A 10,541-nucleotide genomic window follows, 5' to 3' on the forward strand; every position below is an offset into this window, starting at 1 on the left:
GCCGGTCGACGAGATCCTGCTGGCCCTGCCGACCACGCGCACCAGGTCCTGGGGTCACCACGACGTCGTCCGTCGCGTCGCGAGGTTCGGGGTCCCGGTGACCACCCTCGGCTGACCGACGTTCAGCTCGGTCGGGCTGCCGTCCGGCTCAGGGGGAGGGGAGTCGGTGCCTGGCGGTCGAGACCGCCAGGCACCGACGACCAGCCGACAGCGCAGGGGTCGCTGATTTCGGACTGGTCCGTCCTCGCCCACGAACCACCCGCCGGCAGGGGGGTCGACGGGGGCGTGCTGGGCGAGGTCGTGGGGGTGGCCGGTCGCGAGTCGACCGCACCCGCCAGCACGTATGCGGCGGTGTTGCGTTCGCTGACCTGCGACCAGTCCAGGGGTGGTGGGACGTGGTGGTTGTGTCGCACCATGCGCTGCCGCAGCAGGTCGTCGGTGCACAGGCGGGCGAGGTGCTCCGCGAGCTCCCGGTCATCGCCGGCCAGCAGGCCCTCGACGCCGTGGGTGACGAACTCGGTGACACCGGTGCCGTGCCGGGCGACGACCGCCAACCCTGCGGCACGCGCCTCCAGCGCCGCGAGGCCGAAGGACTCCAGGGTCGCGGGAGCGACGTACACGTCCGCGCGACGGTAGACGTCGCGCAGCTGTCGGTGCGACAGGTCGCCGGGGGCGTGCACCCAGTCCGCCATGCCCAGGCGCCTGATCCGTCGTCGCACCCGCCCCAGGAGCGGTCCGTCGCCGACGAGGAGGGCGGTGACCGCGGTGCCCGCGGGGACGAGCCCTTGCATGCGGTGCAGCGCCGCCACGAGCTCCAGGGGTCGCTTGCGGTGGCTCATCCGCATCACCGAGACGAGGATGACGTGGCGGGAGACCCGGGCCGGGAGCGCCGGTGTCCAGTAGGCCGTGTCGACGGCGTTCGGGATGACGAGCACGTCGCGGCCGACCATGGCCCGGCGGACCGGGCCTGCGGCCACGTCGCTCACGGCCGCCCACTGGATCGGCAGGTCTGGCCACCCCCGGACGGCAGCGCACGCCCTGAACAACGGCCAGGCGCTGCCCCAGACGGAGTGGACGGTCGCCACGGCGGCGACGTCCGCCTTGGCCGCCGACTCGACCGAGCGGAGGGCCAAGGGGGAGTAGGCAGAGACGTGACCGTGGACGACGTCGGTGCAGGCGAGGAGGGTGGCGAACGCGCGGGGGTCGCGGCACACCTCGACGGGTCCACCGACATCGGCAGGGCCCGGGGTCCGGGTGAGCACCGTGACCTCGTGCCCGGCCGCGGCCTGGCTCTCGGCCAGGGCCCGGACGAGCACCTCGATGCCGCCGACGGTGGGCCCGTAGGTGTCGGTCGCGTGCAGGATCCTCACGCGGCCGCCGTCCCGGACCGGGGCCGCAGGGCCAACCAGCAGCCCAGCCACACGCCGCCCACGGGGATCTCCAGGAGGAAGGTGAAGGCGCGGTAGAGCAGGACCCCCGCGGCGACCCCGAGCGGGTCGGCACCGAACCCGATGAGCGCGGCTGCGGTCCCCACCTCGGCGAACCCCGCGCCGCCGGGCGTCAGGGGGATGAGGCTGAGGACGCGGTCCGTGGCCAGGGCGGCGATGACGGCATACACGGGCAGGTCGATGCCGACCGCGTGCAGGCAGCACCACAGCAGCGCGCCCTGGAGCGCGACATATGCGGCCATCCCCGTGGTGAGCTGCGGCCAGCGGGCGCTGACGATCCCGCGGACGCGGTCACGCGACTCCAGCAGCTCGACCTGGACCTGCGCCGCGGAGACGCCGTCACCACGGCGGACACGGCGAGCAGCCGCCGCCACCAGGCGGGCCGCGCCGGTGGCGAGCCGGTCGCTGGTGAGCAGGGCCGCACCGACCGCGACGAGCGCGGCGATCAGGGCCGCACCCACGATCGCCCACGTCTGCAACGCCCGGCCGGGCAGCGCGCCCGCCGCGGTCATCATGACGACGGCGACGAGGGGGAGGGCGAGCTTGGCCAGCACGTCCCAGACGTTGGTGACCATGACGAAGGTGGCGTAGGCGCTGCGGTGGAACCGCCAGGCGCGCACCATCGTGAAGTTGAGGGCCACACCGAGCGCGCCGCCGAACGGGATGACGTTGGACACCGCGCTGCCGGTGAGGCTCAGGGTCAGGGCGCGCCGTCGGCTCAGCCCCGGCAGGGCGGCGGTGAGGACGAAGGAGTGGGCGAGGAGCCCGCAGGCCCAGAGCAGGGCGAGCCCGACGGCGACGCGGGCCGAGATGTCGCCGATGGTCGAGCCGATCTGCCCCCAGCCGACCCCGGCGACCTTCGGCAGGGCCCACCACAGGACGGTGAGGGCGAGCGACATGGCGGCGATGGCACGCAGGGGCACGGAGGCGCGGTCCGCGACCACGCGCGCGGCGTTCCTGTCCATGACTGCCCCTCGATGCCGACCTCGGTCCACGTCACCACACTGTGGCCCGGCGGTCCTGAACGGTTCCTGAGAGAGTTTCCTCAGGAATCGTTCAGGCGGCCAGCGGGACAGTGGTGTGATCCTGACCGCTGGCCGGTGACCTTACCGGCGACCAGAGAGTGAGCGCGTGAACCTGTGAGCCGTCGACCCGTTGCCGCACCCCGGCTCGCCGTGCCCGGCGCGCTGGTGGTGACCTCGTCGCGCACCCCGGCCCTCGCCGGAGCCGGTGTCGCTGCCGCGGCCCTGGCCGGGTTCGCCGGCCTCGTCGACGGGGTGACGGAGAACGCCGACCTCACGTCGTACGACCCCGGCATCGCGTCCTCCGTGGCCGACCTGAGAGTCCCCGGCCTCACCTTCGCCGCGGAGGTCGTCAGCACCGTGGGCAGCGAGGTGGCCATCGGCCTGCTGACCGTGGTGACCCTGGCCCTGCTGTGGTTCGTCTGGCGGGAACGCGCCCGGGCGGTCCTGTTCGGTGCGACCATGGCGGCCGCGGGGGTCCTGACGCTCGGCGTCAAGCACCTGTTGGGGCGGCACCGCCCGCCGGCCGCGTTCGTCGTGGGGCCGGTCGACACAGGGTACTCGTTCCCCTCCGGCCACACGTTGTTCTCGACCGTGTTCATCGGGCTCGTGGTGATGCTGGTCCTCTGGCCGCGGGCCCACCGGCGTGGCCGGGTGGCGGCCGTGGCCGTGTGGGCGCTCGCCAGCGCCGCGATCGGGGCGAGCCGGGTCTACCTCGGCTACCACTGGACCACCGACGTCATCGCGGGTTGGGTGTTGGCTGTCGGAGTCCTCGGCCTCGCCCTCACCGTGGGGTCGGCCCGGCGGCAGCAGCACGACGTGAGGGGTGCAGCCCATGCGGGTCCTGCTCGTTGAGGACGAGAAGGCCCTGGCGGAGACCCTGCGCCGCGGCCTGACGAACGAGGGGTTCGTCGTCGACGTCGCCCACGACGGCATCACCGGTCAGTGGCTCGCGACGGAGAGCCCCTACGACGTCATGGTGCTGGACATCATGCTGCCCGGTCGCAACGGCTACGACGTGCTGAAGAACATCCGCGAGCTGAAGATCTGGACGCCCGCGATGATGCTCACCGCCAAGGACGGCGACTACGACCAGACCGACGCGTTCGACCTCGGGGCCGACGACTACCTCACGAAGCCGTTCAGCTTCCTCGTGCTGGTCGCGCGGCTGCGCGCCCTGGTGCGTCGCGGTGCCCCCGTCCGCCCGGTCGAGCTTGCGGTAGGGGATCTGCAGCTCGATCCGAACAAGCGCACCGTCAGCCGCAACGGGCACTCGATCGCCTTGACTGCCAAGGAGTTCGCGGTCCTGCAGTTCATGATGCGCCACCCCGAGGTGGTCCTGTCCAAGGCGGAGATCCTCGACAACGTCTGGGACCAGGCCTTCGACGGCAGCGACAACATCGTCGAGGTCTACGTCGGTTACCTGCGCCGCAAGATCGACGTCGCCTTCGGTGTCACGTCCCTGGAGACGGTGCGGGGGATGGGCTACCGGCTCATGGCGGTGTCTGGCGGAACGCCCCAGTGACCGGTTCGGTCGCCTCCGCGGTGACCGGCGCCGGCACCACGGGGATACGAGCCTCGAACCGGCACTGACCGTCCGGGGTCTCGGTCGCCCGCACCACACCGCCGTGCGCCTCGACGATCGTCCGGACGATGGCCAGCCCCAGCCCGCTCCCGCCGCTGTCGCGCTCGCGCGACTCCTCGAGGCGGGCGAACCGNCGCTGCTCCAGCGGGACCGGCGGACCGTCGTTGTCGATGGTCATGACCACGTCGTCCCCCTGCGGCTGCACGCCGAGGAACACGCCGCCCTGGGTGTGGGCGGCCGCGTTGTCGACGAGGTTGCGCAGCGCCTGGCCCAGCTTGAGGCGGTCGCCCACGACGCGGGACGCGGTGATCGAGGCCGTCACCGGGACCTCGCCGGTGGCGCGCAGCCGGCGGACCTCGCCCTCGAGCAGGTCGTCGACGTCCACCTCCTGCAGGGTCAGCGGGAGGCCGTCGTCGGCCTTGGCCAGGGTCAGCAGGTCCTCCACGAGGTGCTGCATCCGCAGGACCTCGCCGTGGATGACGGCGTCCCGGTCGGGGTCCGAGCGCGACACCTCGATCGCGGCGCGGATGGTGGCCAGGGGGCTGCGCAGCTCGTGGGAGGCGTCGGAGATGAACCTGCGCGTGGTCGCGTCCGCCTGCTCCAACCGCGCCAGCATGAGGTTCATGGTCTGGGCGAGCCGGGCGATCTCGTCGCCGGTCGGCGGCACGGTGATGTGACCCCGCCCGCGCACCCTGGTGATGCGGGCGACCTCGCTGCGGATGCGCTCGACCGGCATCAGGGCCTGCTTGACGATCCGGCTGATCAGCATGAGCAGGAGGACCAGCACCGCGAGCGCGCCCAGCGCGAGCAGCAGCGTGGCGGTGCGGACCGTGTTGGCCTCCACGTCGAGCGGGTTGGCCACCACGACCACGTATGCCGCCCCCGACGGGTCGGCGACGCCCTGCGCGACCACGGCGTGGGGTTCGCCCACCTCACCGGGGATCGTCGCCTCCTGGGCCACGTCGACCGATCCCGGAGCGGGGCGCAGGGCCGTGAGCGGGGACCGCGCCAGGGCCGACTCGGACGACGCGACGACCCGCTGCTGGCTGTCGATGACCTGCAGGAGCGAACCCTGGCTGGTCACGTCGAGGAGGGCGAGGTCGGCCGACCGTTCGCCGCCGGCGATCGTGGCGCTGATCTCGGTGGCACGGCTGCGGGCCGCCTCCTGGGCGGCGCTGTAGAGGATGCGGTCGAGGGCCGTGGCGAAGGCCACGACGCCGAGGACGATGACGATCGTCGCTGCGGCCGCGGAGACCACCAGGACACGGCGCTGCAGTGACCAAGCGTTCCAACGTCTCACGCGAAGCCCCGTCGGTCTGGATGTGGGCAGGCAGGCTAGCAGCGACGTCCTGAAGTGACCCTGAGCCTCGGACGGGAAGGGATTTCCCAATCACGCCTCACGCTTCGAGCGCCGGCGGTAAATTCAATCACCTCCTGTCCGCACCGTCGTAGGAGGCGCGAGCACTGTGTCGACACTGGTTCCCCCGAGGGTCCTGGGTGCTCGACGTGCGCCGACGGTGGCGGCCGGATGAGGGGCCCGAGCGGGCAGCCGATCGCCCTGATCGCCGATGACGACGAGGACATCCGCGGAGTGCTGTCCCTGGCCGTCGGCACGGCCGGGCTCCAGTCGGTCCTGGCCGAGGACGGCCGGCAGGCGGTCCAGCTGCTCGAGGACCTGCACCCCGACCTCATCCTGCTCGACGTCCAGATGCCCGGGTTGAGCGGCATCGAGGTCTGCTGGTGGATCCGGCGCCAGCGCCACCTCGCCCACGTGCCCGTCGTGCTCGTCAGCGCCCGCACGTCGCCCTTCGAGATCGACGCCGGGCTGCTCGCCGGCGCGAACCACTACGTCACGAAGCCGTTCACCCAGGCCCAGATCCTCGGGGTCATCGCCAAGTTCCGGACGAGCCGCCCGGCGCCGACGCCGGCCCTGCGCGCCCCGACCGCCGTCGTCATACCGGACCTCGGTCTGGCCCGCTGAGCGGACGGCGCGGCCCGGCACCTGTTGGTGCCGCCGCGGGATCAGCCATCCCCCCGGATGCTGACCCCGCGTCGGCGGCAGGCCCAGTGTGGGCCGCCGTCGGTCCCCGGGGGAAGCGTCTTGGCAGATGTCGGGGCACAAGTTGACCCACTTGTGACCCGGGGACCGGAGGGGTCGATCGTCCGGTTCCGTTGCCCCGGGCTCTCCCGTTGGGCGTGGAGTCGAATACATCGCGCGTGATGTATATTCTGTCCCGGCCGGAAGGAGCGCTCGTGACCACCCCCACCAATCTTCGGCTCGACGACCAGTTGTGCTTCGCCCTGTATGCGGCGACCAACCAGATCACCCGTGCCTACCGTCCGCTGCTCGAGCGCATCGGTCTCACCTACCCGCAGTACCTCGTGATGATGGTGCTGTGGGAGTCCGACCACCGCCCGATCAGCGACATCGCCGGCAGGTTGCAGCTGTCGACCCACGCCCTCAGCCCGCTGCTGCGCCGACTCGAGAGCGCCGGCTTCGTGGAGCGCCAGGTCGACGGTGCCGATGCCCGGGTCACGATCGTGTCGCTGACCCCCGAGGGTCGCGAGCTCGAGCAGGGGGCCTCGCTGGCGCAGTACGACGTGGTGGACCAGACCCGCCTGTGCAGTGAGGACCTGGGCGAGCTGCGCGACGCGCTGCGCGCCCTCGTCGTCGACCTCGTGGCGGAGGCGTCATGAGCCCGAACCGTTCGAGAGTTCCCGAGGACAGGCGGCAACCGAGCAGCCCGAACTCGGACTATTCGATGTCGTGGGGCAGCAGGCAGTCCGAGAGCGAGGTCGAGTCGAGGTCCGATGCGCGGTCGCGTGCTGCCGACTGGAGCGTCCACTGTCCGTCGTGCGGCAGCGAGAAGACGACCGTCGTGCAGTCGGCCGACCGCGGGCCGGGCAGCTCGATCCGGCGCGACAACCCCGGGTACAAGTGCTTCGCCTGCGGCGCGGGGTGGACCGTGACCGTCGGCGACGACCGCGACCCGGGCGACCGTTCCGGCTGACCCGCCGGCTGCCCCCGGCTGCCCCCTGGATGACCTGCACCACTGACCACCCGCCCCGATCGTCCACGGCCCGGACGGCCCACCTGAACCCCGGTGGTCTCCGAAGTCCTGTGTGACAATTCTCCGGGGTGGCGAAAAGCCGTGATGAGGGATAAAGGGGGGCGCGTTGGAGAGCCAGGACGTCCGTCTCCTCGTCGCGGAGGACGATGAGGACATCCGCATCCTCATCGAGCGCGTCTTCTCCTACGTCGGGCTCCGGGTCACCACCGTCGGCAACGGGGCCGCGGCCCTGGCGGCCGTGTCGGACGTCGACCCGCACTGCCTGGTCCTGGACCTGCGCATGCCCGACGTCGACGGCATGGAGGTCCTGACCACCATGCGTCACACGGGCGCCACGGTGCCGGCGGTCATGCTCACGGCCTCGGTCGAGACCGAGATCGAGGTGGAGGCGCTCGAGGTGGGGGCCTTCGCCGTGGTGCGCAAGCCGTTCCAGACCCGTGCCCTGCTCACCGTCGTGGCACGGGCGATCCGTTCGGTGTCACCGGACCTTCCGTTCCCCGAGCGGTTCGCGGAGGCGACCCGGCTCTGAGGCCTGGGGGCTATCCCTCGTCCCTGACGTCCTCGACGTCCTTGTGGGCGCCCTCGCCGTGGTCGGCGCTGCCGTCGTCCGCGTGCACCCCGAGGAGGTGCTCGAGCCTGGTCAGCGACGCAAGGCCGTCGCTGAGGTCGCGCACGACGTCCTCCGGCCGACCCGCCTCACCGCGGGCTGCCTCCCTGGCCAGCTCGAGGTAGCCGCGCAGGGCGGCCAGCGTGTTCCGCACGCGGTGGTCCACGGGCTCACCCACCCTGGCCGGTCCCTGCCTGGGCGACGCCGGCGACGACGGTCGGCACCCAGCGGTAGCCGATCCGGGTCTCCGTGCGCACGAACCGCGGCTCCTTGGAGTCGTCGCCGAGCTTGGCCCGCAACGAGCGCAGGTGGGCCCGCAGGGTCTGCACCGTCTCCTCACCGTGGCCGGCGCCCCAGATGCGGGCGATCAGCCACTGGTGCGTCAGCAGCTTGCCCGGCTGCGCCACGAACAGCTCGAGCAGGCGCCACTCGGTCGGGGTGAGCCGCAGGGCGACGCCGTCGAGCTCCACGGTCTTCATGGCCAGGTCCACGTCGAGGCCGTCCGTGCTGAGGGTGGCCGAGTCCGGGGTGGCGCCCGACCGCCGGAGCAGCGCCCGCACGCGGGCGCGGAGCTCGCCCAGGCTGAACGGCTTCTCGAGGTAGTCGTCAGCGCCCTCGTCGAGAGCCGCGATCTTGCGCTCCTCCTCCCCGTCGCCGGAGAGGATCAGGACCGGGACCGAGCTCCACGAGCGGATCCGGCGCAGCACCTCGATCCCGTCGATGTCCGGGAGGTTGAGGTCGAGCACGATCAGGTCCGGGGCGCTGGACGCGGCGAGGGAGACGGCATCGAGTCCGTTCCGGGACGCGTCGACGTCGTATCCCTCCCGCTGGAGGCCGCGGGTCAGCGCCGTCACGATCTGCGCCTCGTCATCGACCACCATCAGTCGAGCCATTCCGTGAGTCTAGAGACACAAAGGTGCACAAGGGGCACAATCGACGTAGCTCACAGGTGGACGCGTGGGTCGGCATCGCGACGGCATACCTGGCGCGCGGTCGCTCCCGCTGGCCCTCGTCGGCCAGGACGTTCGTGGATCTTCACGCCATCTTCACGCGGTGCGGGGGGTTGCTCATCGCATCCTTCACGCCGACCGTCGCAGAATGGGTCTCGGCACCACGCGGTGCCGGTCATGACGGTCCTGGATTTCCCCCCTGCAGGACCCCGGCGACCGGACGGACTCGTAGAGACCTCCCTGCACTCTTCGAGTCCGTCCACCCCCCTGATGAACCCGTGCCGACGTCCCCCGGTCGGCGCGCGGACGTCACCGAAGACGGCGGCGGTGCGAGACCCCTGATCGCACCTGCCGTCACTGCCCCGGGACGGGCTCGTGATGGTTCCCCCTCCATTTCGAGCCCGTCCCTGCACGTGATGGGAGATCGTGGACTCATGCCCCTTGCCCTGATCGCCGACGACGACGCGGACATCCGCGATCTCCTGTCGCTGGCCGTGGGCAGGACCGGCGCCCAGACCGTCCTCGTGGAGGACGGCCGTGAGGCGGTGCGGAGGCTGCAGGACATCACCCCGGACGTGATCCTCCTCGACGTCCAGATGCCCGGGTTGAGCGGCATCGAGGTCTGCTGGTGGATCCGGCGGCAGCGGCACCTGGTGTACGTGCCCGTGATCCTGGTCAGCTCGCGGACGTCGCCGTTCGAGATCGACGCGGGCCTGCTGGCCGGTGCGAACCACTACGTGACCAAGCCGTTCAGCCCGGCGCACATCATGGCGGTGGTCGCCCAGCTGCTCACCGAGCGTGCCGCACTTGCACTTCCCGCACCGGTCGTGATCCCCGACCTGCCGATGCAGGGGGACTGCTGACGTGGCCACCGCCGGCCTCACCGCATACGGGAAGGGCCTCCCTCGTCGCCCGAGGGAGGTGGCCGTCGGTGTCGCGGTCCTCGCGGTCGTCTTCGTCCTCATGCTGACGTCCGTCCGGTTGGCGCCGGTGGGTTCCACCGTGGCTGCGTGGTGGCCGGCGGCGGGGGTGAGCGCAGGCGGGGTGCTCCTCACCCGCGGCCGCCAGCGGGTGGTCATGCTCGCCGGCATCTGGCTGGTGTGCCTGTCCGCCAACGTCATCGGTGGCCGGCACGTGCCCTCCGCCGCGGGCTTCGCCTTCGCCAACCTGGCCGAGTGCGTCGTGGTCGCGCTGCTGATGTTCGGCTACGGCGGCCAGGGGCGCTCGCTGCGGACGATGCAGGACTTCTGGCGACTGCTGCTCGCGGCGTTCTGCGGTGCGGTGGTGGCGGGCGCGCTCGGCGGGCTCAGTGCCACGGCGTTCACGCCGGCACCGTTCCTGCCCACCGCGCGCTCGGTCGCCGCGTCCCACCTCGCAGCCCTGCTGGTGATCCTCCCCCTGTTCCTGCGCACCGGTCCGACCATCCACCGCCGGCCGTGGGAGCGGGTCGTTCAGTGGACCGGCGTCGTCGTGAGCACCTCGGTGGTGTTCGGCCTCACCCAGCAGGTTCCCGTAGCGTTCGTGGCGATCCCCGTCCTGGTCTGGAGCGCGTTGCGCAACTCCCTGCGGACGACCTCGCTGCAGCTGCTCTGCGTCGGGGTGCTCGTCAGCGTGTTCACTGCTCGCGGCCACGGGCCGTTCGCCCTCAGCGCGTCCGGGTCGAACCTCCGGCCCGAGACCGTCGCCTCGCTGGTGCAGGCGTTCCTGGCCGTGTGCGCCTTCACCGTGCTGCCCCTGTCGTTGACGGTCATGCAGCGCCGTGAGCTGCTGGCCCGGGTCAGCGAGAGCGAGGAGGTGTTCCGGCACGGGTTCGCCGACGCGATGCTGGGCATGTTCATCCTGCGTTGCGAGGACGCCT

13 protein-coding genes and 1 pseudogene are annotated in these 10,541 nt (G+C 71.8%); 8 read left to right on the forward strand and 6 right to left on the reverse strand.

What is annotated here, in order from left to right; translation table 11 throughout:
• Positions 1-122: 122 nt before the first annotated feature.
• Together ASD62_RS14325 and ASD62_RS14330 are read right to left on the reverse strand one after the other, a co-directional pair.
• Complete coding sequence (locus ASD62_RS14325) at positions 123-1,370, reverse strand: glycosyltransferase family 4 protein (protein WP_162254771.1); 1,248 nt, start codon at positions 1,368-1,370, stop codon at positions 123-125.
• Positions 1,367-2,413, reverse strand: a complete 1,047-nt coding sequence (locus ASD62_RS14330) for a flippase-like domain-containing protein (protein ID WP_056916529.1) — start codon at positions 2,411-2,413, stop codon at positions 1,367-1,369. Before ASD62_RS14330 ends, ASD62_RS14325 begins: the two co-directional genes overlap by 4 nt.
• Positions 2,414-2,587: 174 nt before the next feature.
• On the opposite strand from ASD62_RS14330, the gene ASD62_RS14335 reads away from it, so the two are divergent.
• A complete protein-coding gene (locus ASD62_RS14335) occupies positions 2,588-3,325 on the forward strand; it encodes a phosphatase PAP2 family protein (RefSeq protein WP_157581489.1) in 738 nt (245 codons plus the stop codon).
• Positions 3,306-3,995: a response regulator transcription factor gene (locus ASD62_RS14340; RefSeq protein ID WP_056916531.1), complete on the forward strand. Its 690-nt coding sequence runs from the start codon at positions 3,306-3,308 to the stop codon at positions 3,993-3,995. Before ASD62_RS14335 ends, ASD62_RS14340 begins: the two co-directional genes overlap by 20 nt.
• Here the strand turns inward: ASD62_RS14340 and ASD62_RS20780 are convergent.
• Positions 3,964-4,188 (reverse strand): ATP-binding protein (locus ASD62_RS20780; RefSeq protein WP_235530714.1); only part of this gene is annotated, 225 nt, incomplete at its 5' end. The genes ASD62_RS14340 and ASD62_RS20780 overlap by 32 nt on opposite strands.
• A 1-nt stretch (position 4,189) precedes the next feature.
• Positions 4,190-4,824 (reverse strand): annotated as a pseudogene (locus tag ASD62_RS21020) (histidine kinase dimerization/phospho-acceptor domain-containing protein); the annotation flags it as partial.
• Between the two features lie 759 nt (positions 4,825-5,583).
• On the opposite strand from ASD62_RS21020, the gene ASD62_RS14350 reads away from it, so the two are divergent.
• The 4 genes from ASD62_RS14350 (at position 5,584) to ASD62_RS14365 (ending at position 7,655) form a co-directional block, all read left to right on the forward strand.
• Positions 5,584-6,036 carry a response regulator gene (locus ASD62_RS14350; RefSeq protein WP_056916533.1) on the forward strand — a complete coding sequence of 151 codons (453 nt, stop codon included), beginning with the start codon at positions 5,584-5,586 and terminating at the stop codon, positions 6,034-6,036.
• Between the two features lie 272 nt (positions 6,037-6,308).
• A complete protein-coding gene (locus ASD62_RS14355; RefSeq protein ID WP_235530715.1) occupies positions 6,309-6,752 on the forward strand; it encodes a MarR family winged helix-turn-helix transcriptional regulator in 444 nt (147 codons plus the stop codon).
• A 65-nt stretch (positions 6,753-6,817) separates the two neighbouring features.
• Positions 6,818-7,066 (forward strand): hypothetical protein, encoded by a 249-nt coding sequence (locus ASD62_RS14360; RefSeq protein ID WP_056916535.1) that lies wholly within the window; start codon positions 6,818-6,820, stop codon positions 7,064-7,066.
• A gap of 166 nt (positions 7,067-7,232) precedes the next feature.
• The gene (locus tag ASD62_RS14365) at positions 7,233-7,655 is read left to right on the forward strand and encodes a response regulator transcription factor (protein WP_056916536.1); all 423 of its coding nucleotides are present in this window, start codon (positions 7,233-7,235) and stop codon (positions 7,653-7,655) included.
• A 10-nt stretch (positions 7,656-7,665) separates the two neighbouring features.
• On the opposite strand, the gene ASD62_RS14370 is transcribed toward ASD62_RS14365, so the two are convergent.
• Together ASD62_RS14370 and ASD62_RS14375 are read right to left on the reverse strand one after the other, a co-directional pair.
• Positions 7,666-7,887 carry a hypothetical protein gene (locus tag ASD62_RS14370; RefSeq protein ID WP_157581491.1) on the reverse strand — a complete coding sequence of 74 codons (222 nt, stop codon included), beginning with the start codon at positions 7,885-7,887 and terminating at the stop codon, positions 7,666-7,668.
• A gap of 16 nt (positions 7,888-7,903) precedes the next feature.
• A complete protein-coding gene (locus tag ASD62_RS14375; protein ID WP_082553316.1) occupies positions 7,904-8,626 on the reverse strand; it encodes a response regulator transcription factor in 723 nt (240 codons plus the stop codon).
• A 491-nt stretch (positions 8,627-9,117) separates the two neighbouring features.
• Between ASD62_RS14375 and ASD62_RS14380 the strand changes: the two genes are divergently transcribed.
• Entirely contained in the window at positions 9,118-9,546 is a 429-nt protein-coding gene (locus ASD62_RS14380; protein ID WP_056916539.1) for a PleD family two-component system response regulator, read from the forward strand.
• A gap of 1 nt (position 9,547) precedes the next feature.
• The coding region (locus ASD62_RS19850; protein WP_235530716.1) for an MASE1 domain-containing protein at positions 9,548-10,541 on the forward strand (994 nt) is incomplete at its 3' end.

Source organism: Phycicoccus sp. Root563 (genome assembly GCF_001427915.1).
Lineage (GTDB): Bacteria > Actinomycetota > Actinomycetes > Actinomycetales > Dermatophilaceae > Pedococcus.